This is a genomic window from Streptomyces sp. NPDC024687, assembly GCF_055559055.1.
Map to the genome: position 1 here is coordinate 1,123,435 of NZ_JBVHLJ010000001.1, position 16,241 is coordinate 1,139,675.

General features: G+C 68.8%; 12 protein-coding genes and 1 tRNA gene. 3 read left to right on the top strand and 10 right to left on the bottom strand.

Annotated features, from left to right (window positions below; all coding sequences use genetic code 11):
* The first annotated feature begins 111 nt into the window (after window positions 1-111).
* Entirely contained in the window at window positions 112-1,548 is a 1,437-nt protein-coding gene (pyk, locus tag ACZ39I_RS04995) for a pyruvate kinase (RefSeq protein ID WP_467242864.1), read from the top strand.
* A gap of 4 nt (window positions 1,549-1,552) precedes the next feature.
* Here pyk and ACZ39I_RS05000 read toward each other — a convergent pair whose 3' ends face one another.
* A complete protein-coding gene (locus ACZ39I_RS05000) occupies window positions 1,553-2,299 on the bottom strand; it encodes a helix-turn-helix domain-containing protein (protein ID WP_467242865.1) in 747 nt (248 codons plus the stop codon).
* Window positions 2,300-2,405: 106 nt separating this feature from the next.
* Window positions 2,406-2,478, bottom strand: a tRNA-Leu gene (locus ACZ39I_RS05005).
* A 101-nt stretch (window positions 2,479-2,579) separates the two neighbouring features.
* Here ACZ39I_RS05005 and ACZ39I_RS05010 point away from each other — a divergent pair.
* Complete coding sequence (locus ACZ39I_RS05010; RefSeq protein WP_031041938.1) at window positions 2,580-3,236, top strand: ANTAR domain-containing response regulator; 657 nt, start codon at window positions 2,580-2,582, stop codon at window positions 3,234-3,236.
* Between the two features lie 73 nt (window positions 3,237-3,309).
* On the opposite strand, the gene ACZ39I_RS05015 is transcribed toward ACZ39I_RS05010, so the two are convergent.
* The 8 genes from ACZ39I_RS05015 to ACZ39I_RS05050 all read right to left on the bottom strand — a co-directional run bounded on the left by ACZ39I_RS05015 (window position 3,310) and on the right by ACZ39I_RS05050 (window position 12,736).
* Window positions 3,310-4,026 (bottom strand): ABC transporter ATP-binding protein, encoded by a 717-nt coding sequence (locus tag ACZ39I_RS05015; RefSeq protein WP_352382729.1) that lies wholly within the window; start codon window positions 4,024-4,026, stop codon window positions 3,310-3,312.
* The gene (locus tag ACZ39I_RS05020) at window positions 4,023-4,856 is read right to left on the bottom strand and encodes an ABC transporter ATP-binding protein (RefSeq protein ID WP_467242866.1); all 834 of its coding nucleotides are present in this window, start codon (window positions 4,854-4,856) and stop codon (window positions 4,023-4,025) included. Before ACZ39I_RS05020 ends, ACZ39I_RS05015 begins: the two co-directional genes overlap by 4 nt.
* 5 nt (window positions 4,857-4,861) lie before the next feature.
* A complete protein-coding gene (locus ACZ39I_RS05025; RefSeq protein WP_467242867.1) occupies window positions 4,862-6,631 on the bottom strand; it encodes a branched-chain amino acid ABC transporter permease in 1,770 nt (589 codons plus the stop codon).
* A gap of 5 nt (window positions 6,632-6,636) precedes the next feature.
* Window positions 6,637-7,566 carry a branched-chain amino acid ABC transporter permease gene (locus ACZ39I_RS05030; RefSeq protein WP_467242868.1) on the bottom strand — a complete coding sequence of 310 codons (930 nt, stop codon included), beginning with the start codon at window positions 7,564-7,566 and terminating at the stop codon, window positions 6,637-6,639.
* Window positions 7,567-7,699: 133 nt separating this feature from the next.
* A complete protein-coding gene (locus ACZ39I_RS05035) occupies window positions 7,700-8,926 on the bottom strand; it encodes a branched-chain amino acid ABC transporter substrate-binding protein (RefSeq protein ID WP_467243321.1) in 1,227 nt (408 codons plus the stop codon).
* 106 nt (window positions 8,927-9,032) lie between these two features.
* Window positions 9,033-9,839: a hypothetical protein gene (locus tag ACZ39I_RS05040; RefSeq protein ID WP_467242869.1), complete on the bottom strand. Its 807-nt coding sequence runs from the start codon at window positions 9,837-9,839 to the stop codon at window positions 9,033-9,035.
* Window positions 9,840-9,928: 89 nt separating this feature from the next.
* The gene (locus tag ACZ39I_RS05045) at window positions 9,929-10,390 is read right to left on the bottom strand and encodes a PaaI family thioesterase (RefSeq protein ID WP_352382721.1); all 462 of its coding nucleotides are present in this window, start codon (window positions 10,388-10,390) and stop codon (window positions 9,929-9,931) included.
* Window positions 10,391-10,456: 66 nt separating this feature from the next.
* Entirely contained in the window at window positions 10,457-12,736 is a 2,280-nt protein-coding gene (locus ACZ39I_RS05050) for an FdhF/YdeP family oxidoreductase (RefSeq protein WP_467242870.1), read from the bottom strand.
* 168 nt (window positions 12,737-12,904) lie between these two features.
* On the opposite strand from ACZ39I_RS05050, the gene polA reads away from it, so the two are divergent.
* A complete protein-coding gene (gene polA, locus ACZ39I_RS05055; RefSeq protein ID WP_467242871.1) occupies window positions 12,905-15,634 on the top strand; it encodes a DNA polymerase I in 2,730 nt (909 codons plus the stop codon).
* Window positions 15,635-16,241 lie beyond the last annotated feature (607 nt).

Consider the following 16,241-nt stretch of genomic DNA (forward strand, 5'->3'; position numbering starts at 1 on the left):
AGAGCGGAGTGGCGCACACTTCAACACTTGTCAACAGCCCTTCACCCAAAGGATGTTGAGCCGACATTCCTCCCCAATTCCCTACCCGCCGGTAAGGTCTAGGGTCGAAACATGCGCCGAGCAAAAATCGTCTGCACCCTGGGACCCGCCACCCACTCGTACGACCAGATCAAAGCCCTGGTCGACGCCGGAATGGACGTAGCCCGCTTCAACCTCAGCCACGGCAGCTACGCCGAACACGAGGAGCGGTACCACCACGTCCGCAAGGCCTCCGACGAAACCGGCCGCAGCGTCGGCCTGCTCGCCGACCTTCAAGGCCCGAAGATCCGGCTCGGCCACTTCACCGAAGGACCCGTACTCCTCGAACGCGGCGACTCCTTCACCATCACGGTGGAAGAGGGCGCGCAGGGAGACCAGCGGTCCTGCGGGACGACGTACAGCGGACTCGCCGCGGATGTCACTGTCGGTGAACGCATCCTCGTCGACGACGGCAAGGTCTGCCTCGAAGTCACCTCGGTGGAAGGCCCCCGCGTCCACACCAAGGTGGTCGAGGGCGGCATGGTCTCCGACCACAAGGGCCTGAACCTCCCCGGCGTCGCGGTTTCGGTCCCCGCCCTCTCCGCCAAGGACGAGGAAGACCTCCGCTGGGCCCTGCGCATGGGCTTCGACGTGATCGCCCTGTCCTTCGTCCGATCGGGGCAGGACATCGAGGCCGTCCACCGGATCATGGACGAGTCGGGTCGTCGGCTCCCCGTCATCGCCAAGGTGGAGAAACCGCAGGCGGTGGACGCCATCGACGACATCGTGGCCGCCTTCGACGGCATCATGGTCGCCCGCGGCGACCTGGGCGTCGAGATGCCGCTGGAGCAGGTCCCGCTCGTCCAGAAGCGCGCGATCAAACTGGCCAAGCGGAACGCCAAGCCGGTGATCGTGGCAACCCAGATGCTCGACTCCATGATCGAGAACTCCCGTCCGACGAGGGCTGAGGCTTCGGACGTCGCGAACGCGATCATCGACGGCACGGACGCGGTGATGCTGTCGGGCGAGACGAGCGTCGGCAAGTACGCGGTCGAGACGGTCCGGACGATGGCGAAGATCGTCGCGGCGGCGGAGGAGGACATCCTCGCGAAGGGGCTGCCGCCGCTGACGGAACGGAACAAGCCGCGGACACAGGGCGGGGCGGTGGCCCGGGCGGCGGCGGAGATGGGCGACTTCCTCGGCGCGAAGTTCCTGGTCGCGTTCACACAGAGCGGCGACACGGTTCGGCGGCTGTCGCGGTACCGGTCCCCGATCCCGCTGCTGGCCTTCACCCCGGAACCGGCGACTCGGTCCCAGCTGAGCCTGACGTGGGGCGTGGAGACGTTCCTCGGCCCGCATGCCGACTCCACGGACGCGATGGTGGACCAGGTGGACGAACTGTTGTTGCGGTACGGCCGCTGCGAGAAGGGCGACGTGGTCGTGATCACGGCCGGCTCGCCGCCCGGGGTGTCCGGCTCGACGAACCTGGTCCGGGTGCACCACATCGGCGAGGACGACAGTCCGAAGTAGGGGATCAGTACTTGGGGCCTACGTGGGTGTCCATGAGGGCTACTGAGGCTTTGCGGGCGATCGAGATGTTGTGCCTGTTCGACTGCTTCCAGTCGACACCCACGCGGTCGAGGGTGTCGGTGAAGAGCCGGATGATGTCGCTCGACAGGTTGGTGAAGAAGTACCGGGGATATTCGTAGCGCTTCTGTTCACCGGCGACGAGGCGGGTCGTCCAGTTGGTGATGCGGCACCCGTCCGAGTGGATGAGGCCGCGGATGAAATCCCAAGGGTGAGCGCCGACGATGTCCTGCTGCCAGGACGCGAGGGCGATGGTGCGCTCGTGCTTCTTGCCGGGGCCGTGCTGGGGAAACAGGCTTGGCCAGTGTGCGGAGTAGCTGGTCACCATCCTGTAGCCCTCGTTTTGCACGGCGTAGACACCGATACCGGGGCGCACCTTGGTGATCGCTGCTCGGCACTCCTGGATGAGGCCCGGCCAGGCGTCAGCGCACGCAATGCGCAGGTAGTAGCCGCTGCCGCGCGGGTGCGCGCTGATGCAGCCGTCGCCCAGGTAGAGGCCCAGCAGGTAGGCGTAGGCCTGGTCATCAGCAGGCGGCCCAGGGTCCGGGGCCGCCATCCGGGGTGAGGGCTCAAGGCGCTGCTGCCAGGACCGGATCGCAGCGCGGGAGATGCCCGTTTCTCGGCTGACCGAGTTCAGGCTGCGCCCTTGTGAAACCAGCGCGAGGGCTCGCTTGCGTGTGCTGACGTCGTACATGCGGTCACTCTGTGCGAGTGATCGCGACGACACGCAGCAAAAAGCGGATGTTCACGAGAACGGGAACATCCGCTTTTAAATGGCGACCTTGGAATCTAAGGAAAAGTGCCCCGAGTCGGATTCGAACCGACGCTGTATGGGTTTTGAATCCATGGCCTCTACCGCTGGGCTACCGGGGCCCCTTCGATACGAAGGTCGGCGGTCACCCGCCTTGCCCCCACCATACCGCAGCTAGGTAGGCTCTTGGGAGCAGTACCCCGCCCCTGAACGAGGAGCCCCCGTGACCGCCCCCGAGTCGCCCCAGCCCGTAGACGCGCCCGACGACGACAAGTCGCACGTGCCTCCGCTGACGACCCGTGTCGTCATTGCCGAGGACGAGGCCCTGATCCGGCTCGACCTCAAAGAGATGCTGGAGGAAGAGGGCTACAGCGTCGTAGGCGAGGCCGGTGACGGCGAGCAGGCCGTGGAGCTGGCCCGTGAGCACAAGCCCGACCTCGTGATCCTCGACGTGAAGATGCCCAAGCTGGACGGCATCTCCGCGGCCGAGAAGATCGCCGAGGAGCGGATCGCCCCGGTGCTGATGCTCACCGCGTTCTCGCAGCGGGACCTGGTGGAGCGGGCGAGGGACGCCGGTGCGATGGCATACCTCGTGAAGCCGTTCAGCAAGAGCGACGTCGTGCCGGCGATCGAGATGGCCGTCTCGCGGTTCACGGAGCTGAGGGAGCTGGAGAACGAGGTCGCGGACCTCACCCTGCGTCTGGAGACCCGCAAGCTGGTCGACCGGGCGAAGTCGATCCTGCAGACGTCGTACGGGCTGACGGAGCCCGCCGCGTTCCGGTGGATTCAGAAGACGTCGATGGACCGGCGTATGTCGATGCAGCAGGTCGCCGAGGCTGTCATTCAGGACGCGGACGAGAAGAAGGCCAACAAGGGCTGAGCTCAGAGGCCGTACAAGACAAGGGCCCGCGCCCCCAGCAGGGGGCGCGGGCCCTTGTCGTACGGCCGGAAAATCAGTCTTCGCCGAGGTACGCCTTGCGGACGGACTCGTCGTGGAGGAGGTCCTGGCCGGTGCCGGACAGGACGATGTTGCCGACCTCCATGACGTGTCCCTGGTCGGCCAGGGACAGGGCCGCCTGGGCGTTCTGTTCGACGAGGAGGATCGTCGTGCCCTGGGACTTCAACTCGACGATGGTCGACATGATCTTCTGCATCATGATCGGGGAGAGGCCCATGGAGGGCTCGTCGAGCATGAGGAGCTTCGGCTGGGACATCAGGGCGCGGCCCATCGCGAGCATCTGCTGTTCGCCGCCGGACAGGGTTCCTGCTGCCTGGTTGCGGCGTTCGCCGAGGATCGGGAAGAGCTCGTAGGCGCGCTGTATGTCCTTTTCGATGCCCTCTTTGTCCTTCCTGAGGAAGGCTCCGAGCTGGAGGTTCTCGAAGATCGTCAGGCGGGGGAAGATGTGCCGGCCTTCGGGGGAGTGGGCGAGTCCGAAGGAGACGATCTTGTGGGCGGGGACGCCGCTGAGGGGCTTGCCGTCGAAGAGGACCTTGCCGGAGGTGGGCTTCAGGAGACCGGAGAGTGTCCTGAGGGTGGTCGTCTTGCCGGCGCCGTTGGTGCCGATGAGAGTGACGACCTGGCCGGCTTCGACGCTGAAGGAGATGCCTTTGACGGCTTCGATCTTGCCGTAGGAGACCCGGAGGTCCTCGACTTCGAGGAGTGCGGTCACTGGCCTTCTCCCTTGGTGCTGGTGGTGCTGGTGGTGCTCTGCGCTTCGGCCGCGCCGGGGTCGCCGTCGAAGGGTTCGCCGAGGTAGGCGGCGATGACGCGTTCGTCGGCCTGGACGACTTCGGAGGTGCCTTCGACGAGTTTTTCGCCCTGGACGAGGACGGCGACGCGGTCGGAGAGGTTGAAGACGAAGCGCATGTCGTGCTCGATGAGGAGGACGGCGATGCCCATGTCGCGGATGGCGAAGACGAGCTCTTCGGTGGCTCGCGTCTCCTGGGGGTTCATGCCGGCCGTGGGTTCGTCGAGGAGGAGCAGGCCGGGCTCGGAGGCCAGGGCTCGCGCGATCTCCAGCTTGCGCTGTTCGCCGTAGGGGAGGTTGCGGGCGAGGTGGTCGCGCTTGCCGGCGAGGCCGATGAACTCCAGGAGTTCCATGGCGCGTTCTTCGCTGGCCTTCTCCGCCTTCTTGAAGCCGGGGCCGCGCAGGAGGGCGGACCAGAGGCCTTCCTTTGTCCGCGTGTGGCGGCCTACGAGGACGTTCTCGAGGACCGTCATGTTGGCGAAGAGGCGGATGTTCTGGAAGGTGCGGGCGATGCCGGCCTTGGTCACCAGGTGGGGCTTGGGGGGAAGGACGGTGCCCTTGTAGGTGACCGAGCCTTCGGTGGGGACATAGAGGCCGGTGAGGCAGTTGAAGAAGGTGGTCTTGCCGGCGCCGTTGGGGCCGATGAGGCCGACGATCTCGCCGGCGTTGACGGTGAAGTCGACCGAGCGGACGGCGGTGAGGCCGCCGAAGCGCATGGTGACGTTGCGGGCTTCGAGTACAGGTGTCGTCATGGTGTTCACGCCCCCGTCTTGGTGACGGCGGCGGGTTCGCCGGTCAGGGTTGTGGTTTCTGGTACGTCGAGTTGGCCGGTCTCGTGGAATTCGAGCTGGCGGCGGCGGTTGGCGATGATGCCTTCGGGGCGGAAGCGCATCAGCAGGATCAGGGCGATGCCGAAGGCCAGCAGCGACTTGTCCTGGAGGAAGACGAGCTTCTCCGGGAGCAGGTACAGGAGTGCCGCGCCGAGGATGGGGCCCGCGACCGTGCCCATGCCGCCGAGGACGACCGCGGCGAGCAGGAAGGCGGAGTTGGGGGGTGTCGAGCCCGCGAACTGGTACGGCGTCGGGACGACGCTGTAGGTGACGTGGGCGCTGACGGTGCCGGCGAGGCCGGCGAGGGTGGCGCCGAGGGCGAAGGCGATGAGTTTGACGCGGAAGCCGTTGATGCCCATGGCGGTGGCGGCGGTCTCGTCCTCGCGGATGGCGATCCAGGAGCGTCCGATGCGGGAGTCGGCGGCGCGGGTGTAGACCAGGACCACGATGGCCATGATCAGCACCATGAGCAGGTAGTAGTTGGCGAAGCGGCCGAGGGTGAAGCCCGCTACCTCGTGGGCTTCGCCGAGGTTGTACCCGAAGAAGTTGAGGTCGGGGATGGCCGGGATGCCATTGGGGCCGTTGGTGAGGTCGGGGCCGGAGTCGCCGTCCATGTTGTTGACGGCGATGCGGAAGATCTCTCCGAAGCCGAGGGTGACGATGGCGAGGTAGTCGCCGCGCAGTCGCAGGGTGGGGGCGCCGATGAGGACGCCGAAGACGAGCGATGCGGCGGCGCCGGTGAGGGCGGCGGCCCAGAAGGGGAAGTGGACGCCGGAGAAGCGGGAGAACTCGGAGCCGGAGACGAGCGCGGCGGTGTAGGCGCCGACGCCGAGGAAGGCGACGTATCCGAGGTCGAGGAGGCCCGCGAGGCCGACGACGATGTTGAGGCCCAGGGCGACGGTCCCGAAGATCAGGATGTTGACGCCGATGTTGGCGTAGTGGTCGTTGGTCTGGGTGAAGGGGAACGCGATGGCCGCGGCGAAGCCCATGGCGAGCGTGAAGCTGCGGTTGCGGGCGACGATGCGGGAGAAGCGGTCGTTGAGGCCGGCGGTGTGCAGGGCCCAGACGGCGAAGACGACGACGATGAGGAAGCCGATGAAGAGTTCGCCGTACTCGGTGTCGATGCCGTAGGCGAAGACGGCCAGGCCGACGATGGTGGCGAGGGTGATGATCGCGCGCTCGACCCAGGGGCTGATGGGTGCGGGTGCGGGGATGGCGTCGGGCTTGGCGATGTAGGCCTTGAGGTTGCCCTTGGCGCTCGCGGTGCGGGGTTCGGGCAGGGCGAGGGCGCCGATGACGGGGAGGAGGGAGGCGATGGCCGCGACCCAGCCGCCCGGTTCGAGGTTGGCGAGTCCGCCGAGTTCGACGGCGATCGAGACGATCGTGTACCAGGTGACGCCGAAGGCGCCGACGGCGGTGAGCACCAGGGGTGCGTTGTTGCGCGCGGGGATGAGTCCGCGCAGGCCGCGGATGTCGTACGCCGCGAGCGCGAACACGGTGGTGAGGAGGCCGGCGATGAAGGTGAGCCACTGGAGGCCGCCGGGGTAACCGCTGATGGTGAGATCGCCGGGGAACTCGCTGGTCCAGGTCCAGGCGAGGAAGGCGGAGGCGGCGGTGGCGATGCCTCCGGCGAGGAGGAGTGCGCGGGCCGCGGCGAGGGGCAGGGGGATGAGGCCGCGAGTGGTGGTGTCGGTCATCGTGATCACGCCCTGTCCGCTACGCGTTCGCCGAGCAGGCCTTGTGGCCTGACGAGGAGGACGAGGATGAGCAGGCAGAAGGCCCAGACGTCCTTCCAGGAGCCGCCGCCGAAGAGGTGCATGCCGGGGATGTCGTCGATGTAGGCGGAGGCGAGGGTTTCGGCGACGCCGAGGACCAGGCCGCCGAGCATGGCGCCGTAGATGTTGCCGATGCCGCCGAGGACGGCTGCGGTGAAGGCCTTGAGGCCCATCAGGAAGCCCATGCGGTAGTCGATGCTGCCGTATTTCATGCCGTAGGCGACGGCGGCGACGGCGGCGAAGAAGCCGCCGATGGCGAAGGCGATGACGATGATGCGGTTGGTGTCGATGCCCATGAGCTGTGCGGTGTCCGGGTCCTGGGCGGTGGCCTGCATGGCGCGGCCGGTGCGGGACTTGCGGACGAAGAAGGCGAGGGCGGACATGCAGACGATCGCGGCGACGATCAGGAAGATGTCGGAGTCCTTGATGGTCACGGAGCCGATGTCGTGGGTGCCGTCGAGGCCGGGGAAGGCGACGGCGCGGTCGGCGCCCGGGTAGAAGTTGCGGACGACTTCCTGGAGGGCCAGGGAGAGACCGATCGCGGTGATGAGCGGTGCGAGCCGTGGGGCTCCGCGCAGGGGCCGGTAGGCGAACCGTTCCGCTCCGACGGCGATGAGGATCGCGACGATGCCGCCGCCGATCAGCATCAGGGGGACGGCGAGGGCCATCGAGACGCCGTCGGGCAGGATGTAGAAGTAGACCGTGAAGGCGCCGAAGGCCCCGGTCATGAAGATCTCGCCGTGCGCGAAGTTGATGAGCTGGACGATGCCGTACACCATCGTGTAGCCGATGGCGATCAGCCCGTACATCGAGCCTAGAAGCAGCCCGTTGGCCAGCTGCTGCGGCAGGGTGTTCACCGCGTGGCCTCCATTGTCGCTGGTGGTCGTGTGCACGTATCGCGTGCCGGGGTGGGGTGTGGCAAGGGCCGCGCGGTCGGGGTCCCCTCCCGCGCGGCCCGTGTGGTGGTGCTGTGTGCTGCTGGGGCCTGGACTAGCCGAGGTCGGCGGTGCCGGTCTTCACAGCCTTCCACGCACCCTTGGTGACCTGGTAGACGGTGAGCTGCTTGTTGGTGGTGTCACCGTACTGGTCGAAGGCGACCTTGCCGGAGATGCCCTCGAAGTCGGACTTCTGGACACCGTCGACGACGGAGGAGCGCAGGGCGTTGATGTCGCTGGGGACCTTGCCGCCGTTGGCGTCGACGGCGGCCTTCACGGCCTTGATGATGGCGGTGGCGGCGTCGTAGGAGTACGCGCCGTAGGCGCCGTAGTCACCCTTGTAGCCCTTGGACTTGTACGTCTCGATGAACGTCTTGGCCGCGGGCAGGGTGTCGGCGGGGACACCGACGGCGGTGGCGAGGTCGCCCTCGGAGGTGGCGCCGGCGGTCTCGATGTAGGTGGAGGCGAACATGCCGTCGCCGCCGAAGAGCGGGATCTTGACGCCGGCGCCCTTGAGCTGCTTGGTGATCAGCGAGGACTCGTCGTACTGGCCGCCGTAGTAGAGCAGGTCGGCCTTGGCGTTCTTGATCTTGGTGACGAGGGAGCCGAAGTCCTTGTCGCCGGTGTTGATGTGGTCGGTGCCGACGACGGTGCCGCCGAGCTTCTTGAACTGCTCGTTGAAGATCTTCGCGAGGCCGGCGCCGTAGGTCTGCTTGTCGTCGACGACGAAGACCTTCTTCTTCTTGAGGCCGTTGTACGCGTAGTCGGCGGCGAAGCTGCCCTGGAGCTCGTCGGTGGTGGCGGTGCGGAAGTACGTCTTGTACGGCCGCTTCTTGTCCGTCTGCCAGTTCTTGCCCTGGGTCAGCTCGGGGTTGGTGTTCGAGGGGGAGATCTGGACCATGTTGGCCGAAGCGAACACCTGCTGCATCGTCTGGGCGACGCCGGAGTTCAGGGGGCCGACGGCGCCGACGGCGGTCTTGTCGCCGGTGATGGTGGTGGCGTTGGACTGGCCGGTGGCCGGCTGCGCCTTGTCGTCGTAGGCCTTCAGTTTGAAGGTGACGCCGGGGACGAGCTTGTTCTTGTTGGCGTCGTCGACGGCGATCTGGGCGCCGTACTGGATGCCGAGACCAGTGGTGGAGTTCTCGCCGGAGAGCGGGGCGTCCACGCCGATGGTGAGGGTGGTGCCACCCCCGCTGTCACTGTCGCCGCCCTTGTCGTCACGGGAGCCGCAGGCGGTGAGTGTGAGAGCCCCCGTCGCCATGACGGAGGTCAGGATCACCATGGAACGTCGCACAATCATTCCTTTCCGCAGGCTCGCGCGCCCTCGTGGGTGCGGCTGATGCCCGCGCTTTACCGAACTCCCGATGGAGCGGTGACTGGCCGTGACTCTAAGCCCGGTTTGCAGGCAGGGGCATCGCTGTGTGCGGGCTTGTGACTTTCTTGTTATGACGTGATGGATGGAGGGCTTCCGCGGTGGGCACTCTCGACCGGTTTGGCGGATAATCCCCTCCGTCCGCATTTTGAGAAGCTGCACTTCCGCTTGGCCGTCCGGGCTGTGACGCCGATGGCGTGGCGCAGGCGGCCCGAAGGAGCCGGAAAAGGTCGTGGGAGTAGGCCCGGCCGAAGATGAAGCTGTGATGCTGTATTGCGCGCGTGTTACGGAGCGTTACGTCAAGAAAGGGTAGGTCGGCATTCAGGGGCAGACCCGAGCAGTCGGAAACCGATATCTCCACGGTGACGTGGCGGGTCGTGCCGGGGCGCACGGCGAAGGCGGCGGGCAGGGCGTGGGCGGTGAGGCCGGGGAAGGCGGCGCCGGTGACCTGGAGGGTGACGGGGGGCCCGCTGTGGACGTCGACGGCGAAGCGGAAGCGGGCGCTGGTGGGGTGGGTGCCGGAGGGTTGGGGGAGTCCGGCGGGCCCCAGGTAGCGCCAGGTGGTGACGTTGGCGGGCCAGGGGGCGGGGGTGTCGGGGAGTTCGGCGCGGTGCTCGTCGGCCAGGACGCGGGGCAGGAGGATTCCGGCCGCGAGCAGGGTGAGCGCGGCCGTTCCCAGTGCGGTCCTGCGGGCGCGGGGCGACAGCCTCTCCCACCGCGCTGTCCAGCGGTCCGTCAGGCGTGCCTGGTCGGCGCCGATGACGTCGTGACTCTGCCCCGTCCCGGGTGAGCTGACGGGTTCGACGGGGCCGATGCCGGTCATGGGAGAACGGTAGGGGTGGCGGGGGCTCGTGCCCAGTCGGCGTGCGCCCTGGGACAGGCCCAGGGTCCTTCTGATGGGTCAGGAGGGCCCTAGCGGCCGGGGGCGTCCCGCAGCAGGCAGGTGAGCCGGGCGGTGCAGACGCGTCGGCCTTCCTCGTCGCTGATCACGATCTCGTACGTCGCGGTGGACCGCCCGCGGTGCACCGGTGTGGCCACTCCGGTCACCAGTCCGGAGCGCGCTCCGCGGTGGTGTGTGCAGTTCAGGTCCACGCCGACCGCGATCTTGGAGCTTCCGGCGTGCAGCATGGAGCCGACGGAGCCCAGGGTCTCGGCGAGCACGGCCGAGGCGCCTCCGTGCAGCAGCCCGTACGGCTGGGTGTTGCCCTCGACGGGCATGGTCCCGACGACGCGGTCCGCCGAGGCCTCGACGATCTGCACGCCCATGCGGGTGCCCAGGTGGCCGGCCGAGAACATGGCGACGAGGTCGACGCCGAGCGCCGCGTACTCGTCGATGACCTCTTGGGGAAACGTGGCGTGCTGCTGCTCACCCATGGGGCGGGCTCCGTTCGTCCTGGTCGCTACGACTGCCTGTTACGACTGCCTGCGCTGAGCAAACGCTCAGTCGGTTGCCGATTGTTCCAGACGGACGATGACGGACTTGCTGGCCGGGGTGTTGCTGGTGTCGGCGGTGGCGTCCAGCGGCACCAGGACGTTGGTCTCGGGGTAGTACGCGGCCGCGCATCCCCGGGCGGTCGGGTAGTGCACGACCCGGAATCCCGGGGCCCGCCGCTCCACGCCGTCCTTCCACTCGCTGACGAGGTCGACGTAGGACCCGTCGGCGAGCCGGAGCCGGTCGGCGTCCTCGGGGTTGACCAGGACGACCCGGCGGCCGTTCTTGATGCCCCGGTAGCGGTCGTCGAGGCCGTAGATCGTGGTGTTGTACTGGTCGTGCGAGCGCAGTGTCTGCAGCAGCAGCCGGCCCTCGGGCAGCTCGGGGTACTCGACGGGCGCGGCGGTGAAGTTGGCCTTGCCGGTGGCGGTGGGGAAGCGGCGCTCGTCGCGCGGGGCGTGCGGCAGGGTGAAGCCGCCGGGGCGGGCCACGCGCGCGTTGAAGTCCTCGAAGCCGGGGATCACGCGGGCGATGCGGTCGCGGATGGTGGCGTAGTCCTTCTCGAACTCCTCCCAGGGGGTCTTGCTGCTCTCCCCGAGGACCCGGCGGGCCAGGCGGCACACGATGGCGGGCTCGGACAGCAGCTGCCCGCCGGCGGGCTCCAGACGGCCCCGGGAGGCGTGCACCATGCCCATGGAGTCCTCCACGGTCACGAACTGCTCGCCGCCGCCCTGCAGGTCCCGCTCGGTGCGGCCGAGGGTGGGCAGGATCAGGGCGCGCGCGCCCGTGACCGCGTGCGAGCGGTTCAGCTTGGTCGACACGTGCACGGTCAGCCGGGCGCGCCGCATGGCGGCCTCGGTGACGTCGGTGTCGGGGGAGGCGGAGACGAAGTTGCCGCCCATGGCGAAGAACACCTTGGCCTCGCCGTCGCGCAGGGCGCGGATGGCGCGCACGACGTCGAAGCCGTGCTCGCGCGGCGGGGCGAAGCCGAACTCCTTCTCCAGGGCGTCCAGGAAGGCGGGTGCGGGGCGCTCGAAGATGCCCATGGTGCGGTCGCCCTGGACGTTGGAGTGGCCGCGGACCGGGCAGACGCCGGCGCCGGGGCGGCCGATGTTGCCGCGCAGGAGGAGGAAGTTGACGACCTCGCGGATGGTCGGCACGGAGTGCTTGTGCTGGGTGAGGCCCATGGCCCAGCAGACGATGGTCCGCTCGGAGGCGAGGACCATGGCCAGGGCCTCTTCGATCTCCTTCCGGGACAGGCCGGTCGCGGTGAGCGTCTCGTCCCAGTCGGCGGCGCGGGCCGCCTCGGCGAACTCCTCGTAGCCGTGGGTGTGTTCGCGAACGAATGCCTCGTCGACGGCGCCTTGCGTCTCCAGGATCAGCTTGTTGAGGAGGCGGAACAGGGCCTGGTCGCCGCCGATGCGGATCTGGAGGAAGAGGTCGGTGAGCGCGGCGCCCTTGACCATGCCCTGGGGGGTCTGCGGGTTCTTGAAGCGCTCCAGGCCGGCCTCGGGCAGGGGGTTGACGCTGATGATCTTGGCGCCGTTCGCCTTGGCCTTCTCCAGGGCGGAGAGCATGCGGGGGTGGTTGGTGCCCGGGTTCTGGCCGGCGACGATGATCAGGTCGGCCTGGTAGAGGTCGTCGAGCAGGACGCTGCCCTTGCCGATGCCGATGGTCTCGCTGAGCGCCGAACCGGACGACTCGTGGCACATGTTGGAGCAGTCCGGCAGGTTGTTCGTGCCGAGCTCGCGGGCGAAGAGCTGGTAGAGGAACGCGGCCTCGTTGCTGGTGCGGCCCGAGGTGTAGAAGACGGCCTCGTCGGGGGAGCCGAGGGCCGCGATCTCCTCGGCGATGATGTCGAAGGCGCGCTCCCAGGTCACCGGTTCGTAGTGGGTGCCGCCCTCGGGGACGTACATGGGGTGGGTGAGCCGCCCCTGCTGGCCCAGCCAGTAGCCGCTCCTGGTCGCGAGGTCGGCGACCGGGTGCGCGGCGAAGAACTCCGGGGTGATCCGGCGCAGGGTGGCTTCCTCGGCGACCGCCTTCGCGCCGTTCTCGCAGAACTCCGCCGCGTGCCGGTGCTCGGGCTCGGGCCAGGCGCAGCCGGGGCAGTCGAAGCCGTCCTTCTGGTTGACGCGCAGCAGTGTCAGCGCGGTGCGCTTCACGCCCATCTGCTGCTGGGCGATCCGCAGGGTGTGGCCGATGGCCGGGAGACCGGCCGCCGCGTGCTTCGGTTCGGTGACCTGCGGAGCGTCCTGAACCGGATCACCCTTGGGCGGCTTCGTGGCCATCGGACTGTCTCCTTCGCACACACCTGTGAGGTAGGTCTCCGATCCTCGCACGCGCCGGTGACAACGGGGTTTGCCGGGCCTGCGGCAAGCGGCGGCAGGGCTTGCCCCCCGCTCGCCGCCGGCGGCGAGCGGGTCTGAGTGTCAGTGGGGCGTGGCAGGATCGGGGGCGTGGCAGAGACAGCAGCGAAGAAGACCGACAACAGCCCCGGCGGCAACCGCCCGCGTCTGATGCTCATGGACGGGCACTCGCTGGCCTATCGCGCGTTCTTCGCGCTGCCCGCGGAGAACTTCACCACCGCGACCGGCCAGCCGACGAACGCGATCTACGGCTTCGCGTCGATGCTGGCCAACACCCTGCGCGACGAGGCCCCCAGCCACTTCGCGGTGGCCTTCGACGTGTCCCGCAAGACGTGGCGCTCCGAGGAGTTCACGGAGTACAAGGCCAACCGCTCCAAGACCCCGGACGAGTTCAAGGGCCAGGTCGAGCTGATCGGCGAGCTCCTCGACGCGATGCACGTCTCGCGCTTCGCGATCGACGGCTTCGAGGCCGACGACGTCATCGCCACGCTCGCCACGCAGGCCGAGGCCGAGGGCTTCGACGTGCTGATCGTCACCGGCGACCGCGACTCCTTCCAGCTGGTCAGCGAGCGCACCACCGTGCTGTACCCGACGAAGGGCGTCTCGGAGCTGACCCGGTTCACCCCGGAGAAGGTCTTCGAGAAGTACGGCCTGACGCCCGCCCAGTACCCCGACTTCGCGGCGCTGCGCGGCGACCCGTCCGACAACCTTCCCGGCATCCCCGGCGTCGGCGAGAAGACCGCCGCGAAGTGGATCAACCAGTTCGGTTCGTTCGCGGAGCTGGTCGAGCGCGTCGACGAGGTCAAGGGCAAGGCCGGGCAGAACCTCCGCGATCACCTGGAGGCCGTCAAGCTCAACCGCCGCCTCACCGAGATGGTGCGCACGGTGGAGCTGCCGAAGTCGGTCACCGACCTGGAGCGCCTGCCGTACGACCGCAAGACGCTCGCGATGATCCTCGACACCCTGGAGATCAGGAACCCCTCCCTGCGGGAGCGGCTCCTTGCCGTCGACCCGGGTGCCGAGGAGGCCGAGGGAACCCCGGTCGTCGCGCCGGGCGTGGAGCTGGACGGCACGGTGCTCGGCACCGGCGAGCTGGCCGACTGGCTCGCCGAGCACGGCGCACAGCAGACCCTCGGCCTCGCCACGGTCGACACCTGGGCACTCGGTACCGGCTCGGTCGCCGAGGTCGCGCTCGCCGCGTCCGGCGGGGCCGCCGCCTGGTTCGACCCGTCCGAGCTGGACGAGGCCGACGAGAGGGCCTGGGTGGCCTGGCTCGCCGACGCCGGCCGGCCCAAGGTGCTGCACAACGCCAAGGGCGCGATGCGGGTCTTCGCCGAGCACGGCTGGAGCGTCGCCGGTGTCACCATGGACACCGCGCTCGCCGCGTACCTGGTCAAGCCGGGGCGCCGGTCCTTCGACCTGGACGCGCTGTCGCTGGAGTACCTGGGCCGGGAGCTGGCGCCCGCCGCCGCGGCCGACGGGCAGCTCGCCTTCGGCGCGGACGACGGGGCCGAGGCGGAGGCGCTGATGATCCAGGCGCGGGCCGTGCTCGATCTGGGCGTGGCGTTCGAGGGCCGCCTGGAGGAGGTCGGGTCCGCGGATCTGCTGCGGGACATGGAGCTGCCCACCTCCGCCCTGCTGGCCCGCATGGAGCGGCACGGCATCGCGGCCGACCGGGCGCACCTGGAGGCCATGGAGCAGATGTTCGCCGGGGCGGTCCAGCAGGCCGTGAAGGAGGCGCACGCGGCGGCCGGGCACGAGTTCAACCTCGGCTCGCCCAAGCAGCTCCAGGAAGTCCTCTTCGGCGAGCTGGGCCTGCCGAAGACGAAGAAGACGAAGACCGGCTACACCACGGACGCCGACGCGCTGGCGTGGCTGGCGACGCAGACGGACAACGAACTGCCGGTGATCATGCTCCGGCACCGTGAGCAGGCCAAGCTGCGGGTGACCGTCGAGGGGCTGATCAAGACGATCGCCGCGGACGGCCGTATCCACACGACGTTCAACCAGACGGTGGCGGCCACGGGCCGACTGTCGTCGACGGACCCGAACCTCCAGAACATCCCGGTCCGTACGGACGAGGGGCGGGCGATCCGGCGAGGCTTCGTGGTGGGGGACGGCTTCGAGTCCCTCATGACCGCGGACTACAGCCAGATCGAACTGCGGGTGATGGCCCACCTCTCCGAGGACGAGGGGCTCATCGAGGCGTTCACCTCGGGGGAGGACCTGCACACGACCGCCGCGTCGCAGGTGTTCGCCGTGGAGCCCGGTGCGGTCGACGCGGAGATGCGGCGGAAGATCAAGGCGATGTCGTACGGGCTGGCGTACGGGTTGTCCGCGTTCGGGCTCTCGCAGCAGCTGAACATCGAGGCGGGGGAGGCGCGGGCCCTCATGGACGCGTACTTCGAGCGGTTCGGCGGGGTGCGGGACTATCTGCGGCGCGCGGTCGACGAGGCGCGGGCCACGGGGTACACGGCGACGCTCTTCGGGCGCCGGCGGTATCTGCCCGACCTCAACAGCGACAACCGTCTGCGGCGCGAGGCGGCCGAGCGGATGGCTCTCAACGCGCCGATCCAGGGGACGGCGGCGGACATCGTCAAGATCGCGATGCTCAAGGTGGACGGCGCGCTGCGGGATGCCGGCCTCGCCTCTCGGATGCTGCTCCAGGTCCACGACGAAATCGTGCTGGAGATCGCGCCGGGGGAGCGGGAGGCCGCAGAGGAGATCGTCCGCCGGGAGATGTCCGACGCGGTACGTCTGAGCGTGCCGCTGGGGGTTTCGGTGGGGGCCGGTTCGGACTGGGAGTCCGCAGCGCACTAGCCTCCGGCGGTTGGGCGGTGTTTGTCTGCGGGTCCGGTGGGGGCGGGTGTCTTTGCGCAGTTCCCCGCGCCCCTGGATGCCTGCGGCGGCCTGTTCTGGTCCGGTGGGGGCGTGTGTAGCGCGACGGGTTTGGTGGGTGGGTCGGTGCCGGGGTGGGGGGTGTCCGTCCTCGGTCCGGCGGCTCGGTCTCTTTGAGCAGGGCTCGGTGACGGACGCCGGCCGCTGCGGGCGGACACCCCCCACCCCGTCCCCTGCCCGCCGTACGCGGCCAACCGCCCATCGTGGCGCGCGGTCCGGCGAACGGTCCGTCGCGGTGCGCAAGGTGATCGACAGTTCCGTCCTGGCGTAGGCGACCGCAACCCCCTAGGGGCGCGGGGAACTGCGCGACCAGCCCCCACCGACCCGCACCCGCCAGACAACCGGACCCGGCACCCCGATAGGCGCCCCGCCCAGCCCCCACCGACCCGCACCCGCCAGACAACCGGACCCGGCACCCCGATAGGCGCCCTGACCAGCCCCCACCGACCCGCACCCGCCAGACAACCGGACCCGGCACCCCGATAGGCGCCCTGACCAGCCCCCACCGACCCGCACCCGCCAGACAACC